Annotated in this window: 15 protein-coding genes and 1 pseudogene; 3 read left to right on the top strand and 13 right to left on the bottom strand. The window is 37.0% G+C overall.

The window, feature by feature from the left end; genetic code table 11:
* The first annotated feature begins 289 nt into the window (after nt 1-289).
* A complete protein-coding gene (locus HCH28_RS16965) occupies nt 290-946 on the top strand; it encodes a hypothetical protein (RefSeq protein ID WP_255601665.1) in 657 nt (218 codons plus the stop codon).
* Between the two features lie 36 nt (nt 947-982).
* Here HCH28_RS16965 and HCH28_RS16970 read toward each other — a convergent pair whose 3' ends face one another.
* On the bottom strand, nt 983-1,657 hold the full coding sequence (locus HCH28_RS16970; protein WP_009374014.1) for a KinB-signaling pathway activation protein: 675 nt from the start codon (nt 1,655-1,657) through the stop codon (nt 983-985).
* Between the two features lie 151 nt (nt 1,658-1,808).
* Between HCH28_RS16970 and gerD the strand changes: the two genes are divergently transcribed.
* Nucleotides 1,809-2,417 carry a spore germination lipoprotein GerD gene (gene gerD / locus HCH28_RS16975; protein WP_004233763.1) on the top strand — a complete coding sequence of 203 codons (609 nt, stop codon included), beginning with the start codon at nt 1,809-1,811 and terminating at the stop codon, nt 2,415-2,417.
* A gap of 56 nt (nt 2,418-2,473) precedes the next feature.
* Here the strand turns inward: gerD and HCH28_RS16980 are convergent, their stop codons facing one another.
* The 3 genes and pseudogenes from HCH28_RS16980 to HCH28_RS16990 form a co-directional block, all read right to left on the bottom strand.
* Nucleotides 2,474-3,529 (bottom strand): P-loop NTPase, encoded by a 1,056-nt coding sequence (locus HCH28_RS16980; protein WP_004233758.1) that lies wholly within the window; start codon nt 3,527-3,529, stop codon nt 2,474-2,476.
* A gap of 72 nt (nt 3,530-3,601) precedes the next feature.
* Entirely contained in the window at nt 3,602-4,315 is a 714-nt protein-coding gene (locus tag HCH28_RS16985) for an N-acetylmuramoyl-L-alanine amidase (protein ID WP_004233756.1), read from the bottom strand.
* A 121-nt stretch (nt 4,316-4,436) separates the two neighbouring features.
* Nucleotides 4,437-5,264, bottom strand: a pseudogene (locus tag HCH28_RS16990) (DUF4822 domain-containing protein); the annotation flags it as partial.
* A 588-nt stretch (nt 5,265-5,852) separates the two neighbouring features.
* Between HCH28_RS16990 and HCH28_RS16995 the strand changes: the two are divergent.
* A complete protein-coding gene (locus HCH28_RS16995) occupies nt 5,853-6,458 on the top strand; it encodes an ankyrin repeat domain-containing protein (protein ID WP_221682374.1) in 606 nt (201 codons plus the stop codon).
* Nucleotides 6,459-6,754: 296 nt separating this feature from the next.
* Here the strand turns inward: HCH28_RS16995 and HCH28_RS17000 are convergent, their stop codons facing one another.
* From HCH28_RS17000 to HCH28_RS17040, 9 genes are all read right to left on the bottom strand, one after another.
* Nucleotides 6,755-9,808, bottom strand: a complete 3,054-nt coding sequence (locus HCH28_RS17000) for a hybrid sensor histidine kinase/response regulator (protein ID WP_312129024.1) — start codon at nt 9,806-9,808, stop codon at nt 6,755-6,757.
* 424 nt (nt 9,809-10,232) lie between these two features.
* Nucleotides 10,233-10,625 (bottom strand): 30S ribosomal protein S9, encoded by a 393-nt coding sequence (rpsI, locus tag HCH28_RS17005; protein WP_004233744.1) that lies wholly within the window; start codon nt 10,623-10,625, stop codon nt 10,233-10,235.
* 25 nt (nt 10,626-10,650) lie between these two features.
* The gene (gene rplM, locus HCH28_RS17010) at nt 10,651-11,088 is read right to left on the bottom strand and encodes a 50S ribosomal protein L13 (RefSeq protein ID WP_004233742.1); all 438 of its coding nucleotides are present in this window, start codon (nt 11,086-11,088) and stop codon (nt 10,651-10,653) included.
* Between the two features lie 178 nt (nt 11,089-11,266).
* Nucleotides 11,267-12,007 (bottom strand): tRNA pseudouridine(38-40) synthase TruA, encoded by a 741-nt coding sequence (gene truA, locus HCH28_RS17015; RefSeq protein WP_221682375.1) that lies wholly within the window; start codon nt 12,005-12,007, stop codon nt 11,267-11,269.
* 13 nt (nt 12,008-12,020) lie between these two features.
* Nucleotides 12,021-12,818, bottom strand: a complete 798-nt coding sequence (locus tag HCH28_RS17020; RefSeq protein WP_221682376.1) for an energy-coupling factor transporter transmembrane component T family protein — start codon at nt 12,816-12,818, stop codon at nt 12,021-12,023.
* Entirely contained in the window at nt 12,815-13,687 is an 873-nt protein-coding gene (locus HCH28_RS17025) for an energy-coupling factor ABC transporter ATP-binding protein (protein WP_221682377.1), read from the bottom strand. Before HCH28_RS17025 ends, HCH28_RS17020 begins: the two co-directional genes overlap by 4 nt.
* Nucleotides 13,663-14,508, bottom strand: a complete 846-nt coding sequence (locus tag HCH28_RS17030; RefSeq protein WP_221682378.1) for an energy-coupling factor ABC transporter ATP-binding protein — start codon at nt 14,506-14,508, stop codon at nt 13,663-13,665. The genes HCH28_RS17025 and HCH28_RS17030 overlap by 25 nt, the downstream gene beginning before the upstream one ends.
* Before the next feature lie 425 nt (nt 14,509-14,933).
* Nucleotides 14,934-15,314 carry a 50S ribosomal protein L17 gene (gene rplQ, locus HCH28_RS17035; RefSeq protein WP_004233734.1) on the bottom strand — a complete coding sequence of 127 codons (381 nt, stop codon included), beginning with the start codon at nt 15,312-15,314 and terminating at the stop codon, nt 14,934-14,936.
* A gap of 57 nt (nt 15,315-15,371) precedes the next feature.
* Nucleotides 15,372-16,316, bottom strand: coding sequence for a DNA-directed RNA polymerase subunit alpha (locus HCH28_RS17040; RefSeq protein WP_004233733.1), 945 nt, complete (start codon nt 16,314-16,316; stop codon nt 15,372-15,374).
* Nucleotides 16,317-16,445: the final 129 nt, after the last annotated feature.

Below are 16,445 nucleotides of genomic sequence, written 5' to 3' on the forward strand. Positions count from 1 at the left end.
AGGATCAAACTCTCCATAAAAGAAATTTGATTAGCTCAAATTGTTTTGCTGGCATCATGTTTGATGTCCAAAATTGTCTTTCGTTCACTAACCGAAGTTAGCTACTTAAAACTTTATTGATTACGTTTTGCTTGTTCAGTTTTCAAGGTTCATGTTTCTTTATTTAGTTGTCACCTCTTGGCGACTTATACATAATAACATCGATTATTCATGAAAGTCAACACTAAATCATAAGTTTTTTTAAAGAGATTCATTTTTTATTTTAAATTTTAGAAACGAGGTTATCATTATGGTCCGTAAAACGTTGATTTCACTGCTTTTTATTGGAATGCTCTTTGCCTTTTTAAAGCCTATAAATTCAACGATGATTTCTGTATTTAATATTGCGAATGCACCAGTAGTGGTCACGAAAGGACATTATGGCACATCTCTTATTGTAGAGATTTCTTTCTCTGATGACTCTCTATTAGAATGGCTCCAAACGGTGAAGGAGCCTTATCCACTTCTACTTTTAGATGCTGATTGGATGAAACGGTCACCCGATCATTTAAAAATTATCCAACAACGAAAATTGCCTACAGGATTACTTGGGCCAGATGATTCAGTAGAAGAACCCGTTGACATTGCGCTCATCCAAAAGGATATTGATACTTACGAAAAATATTTAAAAGAAAAACCTTTATGGTTTGCTACCCGAAATCATCAATATTCACAGGATTTACAGAAAACCTTATTCCAACAACAAATGAATTTACTATCTCCTTCTCTTATTTGGCAAGGTGAGAAAACTCCGAAATTACAAAAAGGTGACTTTGTCTTTTTCCCGCTCCATCAAAATAATCAAATATCCTTTAAAGAGCTTAACACTCTCATACAACAACATAAGTTTATGTCGATTGAAGAAAATATATTTGGTTATAAGGTTCAAACTAAAAAAGCGCCATAAAAAAATTGCCTCCACTACAGCGAGGCAATTTTTTCCTTATGCGTTTTTAGCCTGTTCACGACGAGCTTTGCGTCGTGCTTCTAATTTTTGACGATCTTCATCGGATTTTGCATTATATTTAGGTAATACTAATAATTGATACGCATTAACCGCCAATAATGGGAATAATAAAAGCGCAACATACTCATTAATATTTTCATCGCGACCCATCAATGCAATTGTCCATTCCAACGTTGTAATGACAATCATAAAGAATAGTGCCGAAATCATTACATGTTTTTTACCTGTTAATTTTACTTTTTGAACAGCTGTTGCTATGGCCCCGAAAATGAGGACAATTAATAGTCCTACATAGAACAACCAGCTTTGCCCATCCTTCACACCAGGAATAAAGCGGAAGAAAATTATATCGAAAATCGTTATGGCAATTAATAATAGCTGTACCCAATTCCATAATGTCAGTGTTCTAAAAATATTAACACCTACCTGATGAAGTGTTAAATAAGCAAAAAAGCCAGCTTGCGCTATAACACTCATTGTAAACCCTAAGAAAACCATCCATAAAAGTCCAGCGAAAAACTCACCCCATTGACCGTTTGCTATGTATGGTTGGAAGAATTCCCAGCGAATAAATAAACTAAAAACTCCGTTGACTGCACCACCAACGAGCATTGCAAAGAAGAAAAACTTTGCCCAATTTCGTATCGTCACAACTAAAAGTCCCCCAATTTCTCAATATATCTGTCCTTATTTTATCAATGCCTTGTTAAAAAAGCTATTTCTCATCCTAACGAATACATAAAGTCCTGAGAAATGTGAACAATAATTGAAAGAGTCTATCTAGAGAAAGGACTGATTGTCGATGCGAAAATTCACCTTATTATTGATTCTAATGCTTTTTCTTTCTGCCTGTTCACAAGATAAAACCTCTACCATGTCCTATGATGAAATAAAAAAAATCATGATTGACTCTTTACAAACAGAGGATGGTAAAAAGGCATTGCGACAGCTTTTAGAGGAGCCGAGTTTCCGTGAGCTCTTGATTTTAGAGCATGATGAAGTGAAAAAGGCTACCGAGGAAACTTTACTTTCCAAGGAAGCAGAAGACTTTTGGAAAAAAACCTTTGAAGATCCAAAGTTTAAAGAAACTGTTGCGAAAAGTATGCAAAAACAGCAACAGGATATTATGAAGAACTTAATAAAAGATCCGACTTTCCAAAAGGATATGGAGGCATTTTTCGGGCAACCCGATATGCAAAAGCAGTTGGAGACTATCCTTAAATCATCCAATATGCGCAAGCAAATGGAGGAAGTTGTAAAGGAAACGATCGAAAGCCCTTTAATGCAATCGAAATGGCAGGAACTTATTAAGAAAAGTGGCGAAACCGGTTCATCAGGAAGTGGCGATAAGAAAGAAGCGAGTGGCGATAGTGGTGGCGGATCGGATAAGGGACAAAAAAGTACCGAGTAGCCTTGGTAATGTAAAAACGGATTTCCCCCTAAAATTGGTGGAAATCCGTTTTTTTATTATTTATTTAATTTATCGATGATTTTCGTCGCAATGTCTAAATAAATTTGTCCTGTTGTATGTTTTTCAGCGTATACAGAAGGAGCAAAATCTTCATCTGTCCAATCTGGTTGCCCAAGCGGGATTTGTCCAAGCAACTCTGTACGTAGTTCGTCAGCTAGCTTTGGTCCTCCACCTTGCCCAAAGACAAATTCTCGGTCACCTGATTTAGATTCAAACCAAGCCATGTTTTCGATAACTCCTAAAATTTCATGGTCTGTTTGAAGCGCCATTGCCCCTGCACGAGCTGCAACAAATGCTGCTGTTGGGTGTGGTGTTGTTACCACAATTTCTTTTGATGATGGTAACATTTGATGGATATCTAATGCAACGTCACCTGTGCCAGGAGGTAAATCTAATAATAGATAATCTAATTCACCCCACTCAACATCACGGAAGAATTGATCTAATACTTTACCTAGCATTGGTCCACGCCATACGATCGGTGCATTATTTTCTACAAAGAAGCCCATTGAAATCATTTTTACCCCAAAGCGATCTACTGGGAAAATACGATTATCGACTACCTTAGGCATATCCGTCACACCCATCATATCAGGTACACTAAATCCATAAATATCTGCGTCAATTAAGCCGACTTTCTTTCCTAGACGAGCTAAAGCTACAGCTAAGTTAACTGATACTGTCGATTTACCAACTCCACCTTTACCAGAAGCAATTGAAATTACTTGTACTGTGCTTAATGGAGATAAAATATCTTGTGCTTCCGACTCTGTTGCTGTGCCACGGAAGCTTTGTAATTTCTCTGTAGATAGTTCTTCAAAACGAATACCAACAGTGTTTACACCCGCTTCTTTCAACACCTCAACAACTTTCATTTGTAGTTGTAATTGTTCTGGTGTATTCAGTTTGGCAATGGCAATTTTTACACTGACATGATTTTTTTCTTCTTTTATTGCTACGTTCGTAATACCATCTGTTTCTGCAAGCGATTTATGTAAAAATGGATCTTGTAGTTGTCCCAGTATTTCTCGTACTTGTTGTTCAGTAATCACGACGAACACTCCCCTTATATTGTCTCAATATTAGTATATCATAATGATTTGATTTACGTTGTAGATGTTGCTCTACTCAATTTTGGCTAATAAATAGTCTTCTATACCTTCAACTATGGCATCTGCCATTTTTTCTTGATAGTTTTTGTCCACTAATAATGCTCGTTCCTCATCATTACTAATAAAACCAGTCTCCACTAAAGCTGCAGGTACTTCCGCTTTCTTCAATAAATAGATTTGCTTAATAGACAATGCTTCACGATCTGTATTTTTTAAATTGGTGCGAATGGATTGTTGAATACTCTTGGCAAGAATCTCTCCATCAGCATGTCCTTCCTTATGGTAAAATACCTGTGCGCCACGCCATTTTGTTTCAGGTATGGCATTTGCATGAATAGTTATAAATACATCAGGCTTTTCTTTTTCCACGATATCCTTTCTTAGGAAGATATCTTGTTTTTTCCGTTCTCTCATTGTTCCATATTTTTCTGATGGCGCATGCTCATCGATTACATCCCCATTTTTTGTTCGTGTCATTATAACCGTTGCGCCTTTTTTCTTTAATTGCTTCTCTACATGCTGAGCAATTGCAAGTGTAATATCCTTTTCAATCACTTCGCCCTTTGAAGCTCCTCCATCCTCACCACCATGCCCTGCATCAATGACAATCTTTATGCCACCAAGTGGGTCCGGTAAGAAGAAGTTACGGTCCGAAGCATTTGTTTCATATGCCACGACCACTATACTCATAAGCATAATTACTCCTAGTGCAAGCCAGCGCTTCACCCATATCCACCACCCTTTTACATTTAGTGTACGAAATTAGTGGATGAACTATGCCAGAAAGTAAAAAAAACTCCCAAGTCACAAACTTGAGAGTTTTAATTTCTTCTATAATTAAGGGATTTTATTGGATTGTAAAATTAGGATTAAATTCACCTGTATATGGCTCATGCTCTACAAATACAGTTAGATCATTGCCATCTTTGTCTTTACCTGTTCGTTTATATGTGAATTTCTTATCGTTGATTTCTGTAATTTCAAGAGCTACACCATACTTATTATCACCGACAGAAACATGCGCTCTTATTTTATTATCATGAATGACATCAAAGTAACCATAGTCTCCACGACTTTCACCTGTTTCAGGATTAAAGAACTCATATTTATTTGTATTTGCATCATACTTTGCAATGCTGATGAAGTTTGAATTAAATTCTGTTACATCATTACCCGCTTCATCTAACACAACTGTTCCATGCCATAGTGTATCAGCTAGAATTTTGTCTCCGTCAACGTCTGTAACTATTTCACCTGTTGAAGCATCTAACGTTTTATGGGAATCAGTAAATGACAGTTCTTTTTCTTTATATGGAATATGTTCCACGAATACTTCTACATCATTGCCCGCAGCATCTTTACCCATTCTTTTATAAGTAAAGATACTATCGTTTAGCTCAGTGATCTCGACAACAGCTTGGTAGTTTTTTGATTCTGAAATTAATATTCTTTGTTTCCCATCATTTGTGATAAAGAATGTCCCTTTATCCTCACGACTTTTACCGGTAGCAGCGTCAAAGAACTCATAATGACCTGTCTGAGCATCATATTTTGCTAAGCCAATGAAGTTTGCGTTCTCCGCAGTTAAATCATTGTTATCTCGATCATAAACTTTTGTTCCTTGCCAATTTGTACCACTTAGAATATTAGCCATTTGTTGTCCCTTTGTTAATTGCTCTTTGACAGTATTTTCTGTTGCGGCACTTTCTGTTTTAACTTCCTCACTATTCGTCGTATTGCCTTTAGCAGGCTCCTTATCTTGACATGCTGCCAATAATGCAATAGCTGCAACAGATACTATTAATAATTTTTTCATACCTACTTACCTCCATCGGTTCGTTTATATTTTGAGTTACATCAAACCCATCATGACCATTTTTTAAAAATGAAAGGTTTGTTGTACCTTCTAAAAACTATATTAAAGTGGAATGTTAAACTCCCCCTAAATAATTTCTTAAAAAATCATAAACCTATACAAAAATATTTTTAATATATATTAAATCTGCACACTAATAGTGAGGTTTATGTAAAAAAAGCTATTTATTTTTTTCTACATATACTTAATTTATGGGTGATCGACATTTCTCACAAACGCGTACCTCAACATTATTTATTATAGGAAAAAGCTAAACCTAGCATATCTTTTTAATATTACTCGTATAATTCGCTACATGTTACCATATTTTTATAAACGGAAAAGTAGGCTACAGTGATATACCACTAGTCTTTTGGCTGTTTTAACCAAAGAAAAGAAGGTGGAAAAATGATTGATCAATTAATACTTTCAGCAGCGAACGGCGATACTGATAAAGTATTAGCACTTCTGCAAAATGGCATCAATATTAATACAACGGATCAGTATGGAAGAACCCCTGTCTTAGCTGCCACTTATAATAACCAGGTGGATACTGTGAGGGTGCTCATTCAACATGGTGCTGATATTAATATTAGAGATAATAACCTTGAGAACGTACTTTTACATGCAGGGGCATCAGGCTATTTAGAAATCGTTAAACTTGCCATATCTTCAGGGGCAGATACAAAGCTAACTAATCGCTTTGGTGGAATTGCCATCATCCCTGCATCCGAACGGGGACATGTTGAGGTGGTCCGAGAGCTACTTAATCACTCAGACATTCATGTCAATCACATTAATAATTTGCATTGGACAGCTCTATTGGAGGCAGTCATATTAGGCAATGGCGGGGAGAAACATCAAGAAATTGTGCAATTATTGGTGGATCATGGTGCTGATATAACTATTGGAGATCGAGATGGTGTCACACCATTGCAGCATGCAAAAAAGCTAGGCTTTTATGAGATTGAGCAAATTTTAAAAGAAGCTGCACGCGAACGAAATAACAGTTAACACTATAGGAGGTTTATTCATGATTCAAGAAATCATCTAGAGAGATGTAACCTTCAAGATACGATTCTAGGTGGCCTCACTTCGGTATTAGCTGACCAGCTGCATCCATTTCACCTGCAGTTTCATAAGAAATAACGTTAAGCAATCTTTGAGGTTACTTCAAAGATTGCTTTTTATGATGGAATGACAAAAAGACCCTTTCCTCGAAAGTAGAAAGAGTCTTGGGGTAGATGTTTTGTCTGCCTCTGACTCCGTAAAGACCAAATCATCTTTAAACGGTACGCCATTTGTAAAGGTTACGAATTCTCTTCTGGTAATAGAATAATAACAGTAGTTCCTTTACCTTCTTCACTATATATACGAAAACTGGCATTTCTCATAAGCTTAAATTTTTTCAAAGGATTCGTAAATCCAATACGTGAGTTTTCTTCATTTACTAATCGTTGCAACTTTTCTTCTGAGATACCGACCCCATTATCATCAATTTTAATACGTATAAATTGACCTTCTCGTTGCACACTCACCTCAATAGTACCACCTTCTTTTTTCTTCGAAATCCCGTGAAAAACTGCATTTTCAACTATAGGCTGAATTGATAATGCTGGAATCAAAGATTGAATGGACTCATCTATATCATACGCAACTGTAAGACGATCACCAAAGCGCATTTTTTCAATATAGAGATATGCTTTTACAAGATCTATTTCATCTTCTATTGAAACCATGCTGTTACGATAATGGACATTCAGCTTGGCACGGAAATAGGTTGCTATACTGTATAAAGCCTCTCGTGTATTTTCTATATTTGTATAGCTTAAGCCGATAATAGTATTAAGTGTATTGTAGACAAAATGAGGAGTTACTTGCGCATATAAATAATTCATTTCATCCTCAATCGCATCAATGGAAGATTGTCGAACTGCTAGTAATGATTGAATACGCACTAGTAATTCATCCATCGCAATCGGTTTTTGCAGATAATCATTTGCCCCGACTTGTAAAGATAACACTAAATCTGAATGCTGCATAATGGCTGTTAATACAATAATCGGTAATTCCAACATATCGTATTGCTTTCGTACTTGTTTGCATAATTCATAGCCTGACATACCATTCATCATTAAATCGACTAACATGCAATCTACTTTATGTTTCTTTACATATTCCATCGCATCAAACCCATTATCTACCCCAATAACGGTATAGCCTTTTTGAATTAATGCGTCCACTAGTACTTTTATATTTACATGATCATCATCAACAATGAGTATGGTTTTGTCATTACCTTTATGCAATAATGGTAAATCTAGCTGTAGTATATTATCTGTTCGATTGCCCATCTGTTGTTGTGCTTCAATATCTAGTTTTTCGAGTGTGGCAAGCGGCACCGTAAAAGTAAAAATTGTTCCAACACCTAATGTACTTGTTACATGAATTTCTCCATTTAACTGTTCTACTATATTTTTTGAGATACTCAATCCTAACCCAAGTCCCCCACTTTTTTTATCTTTCTTTACTTGATAAAAGGAATTAAAAATTCGATCTAAGTCTTGTGATGGTATACCAATTCCAGTATCGCTTACTTGTATTTCCATATAATCATTACGTACACTAGCTAAGACTGTAATTTGTCCATGCTTTGTATGTTGCAAAGCATTATAGAGTAAATTATAAAGCACTTGTTTCAATCGTAATTCATCTGTATACATATGAGGTAAATTAGAATCTACTGCACTGATTAACCTTATGGATGTATCACTCGACAGTAAACTACGAATTTCCTCAATTACTTCATCAATTACGCTTATCGGCACAACACGAGGGGTAACACGAACTTCTCTGGTCATATGATTCGAAGAGATCAATAAATCCTCTACTAAATAACCTAAACGTTGCGCGACATTATGTATTAAAATGACATTTTCTTGTTGCTCACGCTTTAAAGGTCCTTGTAAACCTTCCATTAATGATTTGGATATATTTAAAATACCATTTAAAGGCGTACGTAATTCATGAGACGTTTTCAATAAAAACTCATCCTTCATTTGATTATGCATCAAGAGCTCTTCCGATAACGCTTGAACTTCCTTAAAAGATGTATTCGCTCGGAAGCTAAGCAGAGCTGCAAAACTATATAGTGTAAAAATAAACAATAATTGTTCACTATAAACCATAGGTATATCAAAAATGTAATACATTACCATTAAAAAAGTATAACAAGTAAGAGATACTAAAAGAATTAGAATATAACGTGAGCCATCTACACCTTTCATAAGCACACGTAATAGCACAAACACATTATAAAGCCCAACTGGAATAAAAATTACTGCAAAGATTATTTGTGATAGAACTAGATTTTCTATTGGTATATTCATACTATTTTTTGTAATCGGGTTGTAAACCCCATAGATAAAAAAAAGTAAACCTAACAAAATACTAATAATATAAATCGCTTTTTTCCTCATAAACTCCGGATACAAATAAAAGAGAAATAATGCTAAACAAACATCAACAAGTGGTAAAATCCCTAATTGTAAACGTACTTGCTCATTTATAGTTAAATGTGTAAAAATAAGAAAAAATATTTTTTCATTAGTAAACGACATGTACAGTCCGAATAATATAGTGAATAACCCCAAAAACAATTCTTCTTTACGCTTCCGATTTTGACTATACGATATAATATAAATCGCACCGAATACAATATAACCAATACATACAAACGATTCTGCTAAAATTTTCATGCTAAGGTCTCTTTGAATAGCATCCTTTGTTCCAAACTCAATAGGAAAAGTAATACCGGCTTTTGGATAATTATAATTTCCAACATGTATTACTATATCAAGCATTAGATTCTCACTTTGTGCAAACACCGTATATTTATCATCATTTTCGAACTTAAAGTCCTTTAAGGTTTCACTCGGATTCCCCATACTACCTACATCTTCTCCATTTATGAAAACACGGTTAGATTGACGAATTGAACGAATGTATAATCCATATTCCCCTTCAACTGGGACATTTATCTGAACATGATACGTTCCTACAGTAAGTCCTTCCTCATTTGGTTCTACAAAGCTATTCCAAGTAGCTGGTACCTCAATTGGTATTTTCTCGCTCTCATAAGCGCTGAATGAATCACTTGATGATAGTAAGATATTTGGATAGAAAGACCATTCTCCATCTAGTTTTAAAATAGTCTTTTCTTGTAGGTCTTTTTCTTCAATCGTAACGATCCCATTCTGCGCAATCGGCTGACTACTACTAACAAAATACTCCCCATTGCCAATAAAATATACGATAATAAATAGCATAATAATGGTCAAAGTAATGCTAATATTTTTTTTCACTTTCACCCCTCCCCTACTTGAACACAATTATATGTAACATCAAACTAGAATGAAATCCATTATGCAATATGACTATCACCTGTATTTCTCATATCAGTCCTCTTACGCATCCTATCATAGGGCTGTTAAACAAATTCTGAACAAACTATATTGTAAATGCATCGTCTAGTATGGATTACTATCACTGATTTGAATGATGTTTGACATTAAGTGATCCTCGCGAATGTCTCATAGGCTTCTCACATGTATCTACAAAGTAATGGTGAAATTCTTAATAATTTTAATCCATTCTTGCTTCAAATCTCTTTTCCCTTTTTCAAAATTACATTGATTTTTAATCAAGGGGTATTGTTTTTGTTATCAACGTAAAAAAAAGCTCCTCTCAGGTAAACCTGAGAAGAGCTTGAAATCGTTGATATAAATATTAACGTTTTGAGAACTGAGGTGCACGACGAGCGCCGCGTAGACCTGGTTTTTTACGTTCTTTCATGCGTGAATCACGAGTAAGTAATCCAGCTGATTTTAATGCAGCACGGAAATCTGGGTCTACTTGAAGTAGAGCACGAGCGATACCGTGACGAACAGCACCAGCTTGACCAGTGTATCCACCACCGTTAACGTTTACGTGGATATCATAGCTTCCTGTAGTTTCAGTAGCTACTAATGGTTGTTTAATTACTTCGCGTAATGCAGCGAATGGTACGTATTCTTCGATTTCACGTTTGTTGATAACAATTTTACCTGTACCTGGTACTAAACGTACGCGAGCTACAGAGCTTTTACGGCGACCAGTGCCGATGTATTGAACTTGTGCCAAAGTAATATCCTCCTCTTAATTTATATTATCCGCGAAGCTCGTATGCTTCTGGTTTTTGTGCAGCATGTGGATGCTCTGTTCCAGTGTAAACATTAAGTTTAGTGAACATTTTGCGACCTAAAGAGTTTTTAGGAAGCATTCCTTTAACTGCTAATTCGATCATTCTTGTTGGGTACTTATCTAGCATTTCACCAGCAGTACGTGTTTTTAAACCACCCGCAAATTGAGTGTGGTGACGGTATAGTTTACCCTCTAATTTGTTACCAGTTAAATGGATTTTGTCAGCGTTGATGATGATTACGTGATCACCTGTGTCAACGTTTGGTGTGAATGTTGGTTTATGTTTACCACGTAAGATTGCAGCTACTTCAGAAGCTAAACGTCCAAGAGTTTGGCCTTCTGCATCAACTACTAACCATTTACGGTCTACTTCGTGACCTTTAGCCATGAATGTTGTACGCATGTATATATCCTCCTAATCGATTCGATTACCGTTATTTTTCATTAGACTACACTATAAGTTTCGGGGCTTATTTGTGGTGGTAATGAAAATACCATCTGTTATCATATAATGAATGACTTTTAAAGTCAAGCAATTTCATTAAACACCTGGTGAAGTTGTTCAGAATTGTAGAACGCCACTAATAGAACACTTTTTCTAAGTATAGCCCTTGTGGTGGTGCGGTTTTACCCGCCTTATCACGATTACCTGAAGCAACTACCTGGGACACATTGTCAACCATACGTCGACCTATCCCAACCTCCCAAAGAGTACCTGCAATAATACGTACCATATTATATAAGAAGCCATTCCCTTCAATCACCATATGTAGCTCTTCACCATGCCATTCAAATTGCAACAATGTTACTGTGCGTACTTTATCTTTCACGCTTGTATTCGCCGCACAAAAACAAGAAAAGTCATGTGTACCAGTAATAGCCTTAGCTGCCTCTTGCATCGCCTCTACGTTAGGTTTGACCCCATTTGTCTCCACTGTATAATATCTGCGGAATGGACTTTGGATAGGCTCACAAGACCAAATATAGCGATATCTTTTGCCAACCACGTCGTAACGCGCATGAAAGTCATGTGCCACTTCCTCTACCAATAATACACGAATATCTCTTGGCAGTTGCACATTCAAAGCCTTTCGATACTTTTCTGCTGGAATCGCAAGTGGTGTGTCGAAATGCAATGTTTGCCCTGTCGCATGTACTTTAGCATCTGTACGACCACTTGCAGTTACCTTAACATGTTCTCCCTTATGCATAATGGCTAGAACACGTTCAAGCTCAGCCTGCACTGTGCGTTCCCCTGGTTGTACCTGATAGCCCGAAAAAAGTGTGCCATCATAGCTTATAATTACTTTTAATCGTCGCATATAGCCTACTCCTTTAACTTCTATAGAAGAATAGCAATACGCCTATTGCTACTAATAACACAATCGCAAATGTATCCCCCATATCCCATTTTAACCTACGGTACCTAGTGCGTCCTTCACCACCGCGATAGCCTCTTACTTCCATCGCTGTTGCTAAATCTTCAGCCCGTTTAAATGCACTGACAAAGAGAGGCACAAGCAATGGCACTACAGCCTTTATACGGTCCTTAATTGGTCCAGATGATAAATCAGAGCCCCTTGCCATTTGTGCCTTCATAATTTTATCCGTCTCATCCATTAAGGTTGGAATAAAACGTAATGAGATGGACATCATTAAAGCCAATTCATGAACGGGTACTTTTATTGCTTTTAAGGGATTCAGTAGAACCTCGATACCGTCCGTAATGGAAATTGGTGATGTAGTTAACGTTAAGATTGACGTCATAAATACTAATACTAGAAAACGAATTGAGATAAATATTCCCCGCCTAATCCCTTCGTCATAAATGGTAATGAATTTAGATTCAAACACAGGGACGCCTTCCTTTGTCATAAAAATATGGAGCAGGAATGTGAAGGCCATTAAAAAGAGTACTGGTTTGAGTCCATTTATTAAAAAGTATAGACGAATACGCGATACTAATACAATCAGTAGCGTGAATGCGAGTAACATAGCATATGTCACGGTATTATTGGCTAAAAACACAATAATAATAAAGGCGAACACAAAGATCAGCTTTGATCGTGGATCAAGTTTGTGTACGGGTGAATTACCAGGTAAGAAGCGCCCAAAGATCATTTTTTCCATCATGACTCTGCACGCTCCTCTCTAAGTGCTTGAGCAATTTCAGTAGCAAGCTCTTCCTCTGTTAAGCAAACCTTATACAAGGAATGCCCCATCATGTCCTCAATCTTTTGCTGAAAGCGGACAATACGTGGTGGCTCTAAACGGAATTTCTTTAATGTTTCAACATCTTTAAAAATAACTCGTGGTGATCCACTTAAAACATTCTTTCCTTCATGCATGATCACAATATTATCTGCATATCGAGCGGCATCCTCCATACTATGGGTTACTAGAATGGTTGTAAGATGACGTTCTTGATGGAGCTGATAAAACATATCCATAATTTCCTTTTGACCTCGTGGATCAAGACCTGCTGTTGGTTCATCTAAGACAATAACCTCAGGGTCCATCGCCAAAACACCTGCAATCGCTACTCGACGCATTTGACCACCTGATAAATCAAACGGTGATTTATCCAAAACATTATCTGGCAAACCAACTAAGCTGACAAGTTCTCTTGCACGAGCTTCAGCCTCCCCCTCTGATATACCAAAGTTCATTGGGCCAAACATAATGTCCTTCAACACGGTTTCTTCAAATAATTGATGCTCTGGAAATTGAAAGACAATGCCAACCTTTTGTCTTACAGCTTTTAAGTCCTTTGCCTTTTTTCCAGCTACAATTTGACGATCTCCTATATGTACTTCTCCTGAAGTAGGTCTTAGAAGCGCGTTAAAATGCTGCAGAATCGTAGATTTTCCAGAACCGGTATGGCCAATTATCGCTTGATAAGTATGAGATGGAATGTTAAAATCCACATCGAATAATGCCCGTTTTTCAAAGGGTGTTCCTTGTGCATAGGCATAGCTTACTTGTTGAAGTTTGATGTCCATAAATCATTCACCAACTCTTCTTCTGTCATATGTTGCCCCATTAATGGAACACCTTCCTTTTGCAATAGCTTTGATAACTTCAAGGCAAATGGCAAATCTAGTCCAAATTCAACTAGCTTGTCCCCAAGTGCAAAGATTTCAGCAGGTGTACCTTCTGCAAATTTCTTACCATCATTCATAAAAAGAACACGATCAGCTAACATTGCCTCTTCTAAATCATGAGTAATAGATAATACTGTTAATCCTGTTTCTGCACGTAATGTTTGAACCGTTTGTAAAACCTCTGCACGACCCTGAGGATCTAACATGGATGTAGCCTCATCTAAAATTAAAAGCTTCGGCTTTAATGCAAGTGCCCCAGCAATGGCTACACGCTGTTTTTGTCCACCAGATAAATGATGTGGCTCATGGTCTAAAAACTCACTCATTTTTACCTGTTCGAGTGCCGCATGTACACGTTTTACCATTTCTTCAAAAGGGATACCGTTGTTTTCCAAAGCAAATGCTACATCATCCTGTACCGTTGCTCCAACGAATTGATTGTCAGGGTTTTGAAAAACCATTCCCATTAAGGAGCGAGATTCCCAAAGATTTTCTTCATTCAAGGGTTCGCGCAATATTCGTACATCTCCCTGTTGAGGAAACAATAAACCATTCATCAGCTTGGCAATGGTGGACTTACCAGAACCATTATGTCCTACAATAGCAATCCACTCACCTTCTTCCACCGCAAAGCTAACATTTTCAACAGCATTACGACTATTTGGATTTTCTGGTGTATATGAAAAAGTTACATTATTTAAAGATAAAATTTCAGACATATCTAGAACTCCTCTCCTACGCTCAGCTCTACTAATTAACTTACACTTTTTTATGTATGAATTCTACTACAATCCGTATGTCGGTAAAAGAAAAATACTACAATAACAACTCAAATTGATATTAGTTTAATAAATAACAAAATAACACCCATATATTAAAAAAAGCACCACAAATTGGCGCCATCTAATCTAATAAAAAAGCGCGCACCTCATTCAATAGAAATGCGCTAGTCGTTACATTTACAAGAAATATGGGTGCTCAAGCCCTTACTTCTCCTGAATGAGGTGCGGAGAGCTAAACGAGACGCCACACTAATAAGTGTCCGCTCATCATAACGCTCAGCTTAATTATTTGTCGTATAAATCATTTATAAAGAAAGAGGGTGGTGATTCCCACCCTCTTCACCACAAGTTTTCTCTTATGATTAAACTAGTTCAATCACAACAACAGGTGCACCGTCGCCACGACGTTGACCTACTTTAAGAATACGAGTGTAACCACCTTGACGCTCAGCATAACGTGGCGCAACATCATCAAATAACTTTTGAAGTGCAAATGATGTTGATTCGTTACCTTCTGCATCAGTCGTTGTTACTAGTTCACGACGGATGAATGCAGCTGCTTGACGGCGTGCATGTAAATCTCCGCGTTTACCTAAAGTAATCATTTTTTCAACAGCTTTACGTACTTCTTTAGCGCGAGCCTCAGTAGTTTCGATACGCTCGTTGATGATTAAATCAGTAGCTAAGTCACGTAACATCGCTTTACGTTGAGAACTTGTACGACCAAGTTTTCTGTAACCCATGGATGTTTCCCTCCTTTATAGAAAAAAATCTGATCTTGTTAGTTGTGTTTAAATCGCTTAGTCTTCTTTGCGTAATCCTAAACCAAGCTCTTCTAACTTCGCTTTTACTTCTTCTAATGACTTACGTCCAAGGTTACGAACTTTCATCATATCGTCTTCTGATTTATTCGCAAGTTCTAGTACTGTATTAATACCAGCGCGTTTTAAACAGTTATAAGAACGAACAGAAAGATCAAGTTCTTCGATAGTCATCTCTAAAACTTTTTCTTTTTGATCTTCTTCTTTTTCGACCATGATTTCAGCAGTTTGTGCCTCATCTGTCATGCCAACGAAGATGTTAAGATGCTCGGTTAAAATTTTTGCTCCGAGCGAAATCGCCTCTTTCGGACCGATGCTGCCATCTGTCCACACATCAAGAGAAAGTTTGTCGTAGTCAGAAGACTGACCAACACGAGTATTTTCCACTTGGAAATTGACGCGTGATACTGGAGTGTAAATAGAGTCGATCGGGATCACGCCGATAGGAAGATCCTCACGTTTGTTTTGATCAGCAGGAGTGTAACCACGGCCGCGTTGTGCATACATACGCATACGTAAATGACCGTTTTTAGCGATTGTTGCAATATATAGATCTGGGTTTAAAATTTCTACGTCACTGTCATGTGTAATGTCAGCAGCCGTAACTGTACCATCGCCTTTAACATCAATCTCAATAACTTTTTCTTCGTCAGAGTAGATTTTAAGAGCTAGTTTTTTCACGTTCAAAATGATTGAAGCTACATCTTCTACTACACCTTCTACAGTTGAGAATTCGTGAAGAACACCATCAATTTGAATTGAAGTGACAGCAGCTCCTGGTAATGAAGACAGAAGGATACGACGTAAAGAATTACCCAAAGTGTTTCCATATCCGCGTTCAAGCGGTTCTACAACAAACTTTCCATATTTGGAATCTTCGCTGATCTCCACCGTTTCAATCTTTGGTTTTTCAATTTCGATCATTTTATTTACCCTCCTTCAAAACATCGAATGTATAGGTTCTTTCCATCATAGATTCGATCGTCAATGACGTATCGTTTATTATCTGCACAAGACAGTCTGTACAAAAAATGATGTTCTCATACAATATGA

Origin of the sequence: Lysinibacillus sp. K60, assembly GCF_019731275.1 — a bacterium.
GTDB classification, from domain to species: Bacteria; Bacillota; Bacilli; order Bacillales_A; family Planococcaceae; genus Lysinibacillus; species Lysinibacillus capsici.

Bases quoted from the DNA above. Each gene is read 5' to 3' on its own strand.
- rplM (WP_004233742.1), bottom strand. From the start codon at position 11,088: ATGCGTACAACATTCATGGCTAAAGGTCACGAAGTAGACCGTAAATGG.
- rplQ (WP_004233734.1), bottom strand. From the start codon at position 15,314: ATGGGTTACAGAAAACTTGGTCGTACAAGTTCTCAACGTAAAGCGATG.
- gerD (WP_004233763.1), top strand. From the start codon at position 1,809: ATGCGAAAATTCACCTTATTATTGATTCTAATGCTTTTTCTTTCTGCC.
- HCH28_RS17040 (WP_004233733.1), bottom strand. From the start codon at position 16,316: ATGATCGAAATTGAAAAACCAAAGATTGAAACGGTGGAGATCAGCGAA.
- HCH28_RS16995 (WP_221682374.1), top strand. From the start codon at position 5,853: ATGATTGATCAATTAATACTTTCAGCAGCGAACGGCGATACTGATAAA.
- HCH28_RS17020 (WP_221682376.1), bottom strand. From the start codon at position 12,818: ATGATGGAAAAAATGATCTTTGGGCGCTTCTTACCTGGTAATTCACCC.
- HCH28_RS17030 (WP_221682378.1), bottom strand. From the start codon at position 14,508: ATGTCTGAAATTTTATCTTTAAATAATGTAACTTTTTCATATACACCA.
- HCH28_RS16965 (WP_255601665.1), top strand. From the start codon at position 290: ATGGTCCGTAAAACGTTGATTTCACTGCTTTTTATTGGAATGCTCTTT.
- HCH28_RS17025 (WP_221682377.1), bottom strand. From the start codon at position 13,687: ATGGACATCAAACTTCAACAAGTAAGCTATGCCTATGCACAAGGAACA.
- truA (WP_221682375.1), bottom strand. From the start codon at position 12,007: ATGCGACGATTAAAAGTAATTATAAGCTATGATGGCACACTTTTTTCG.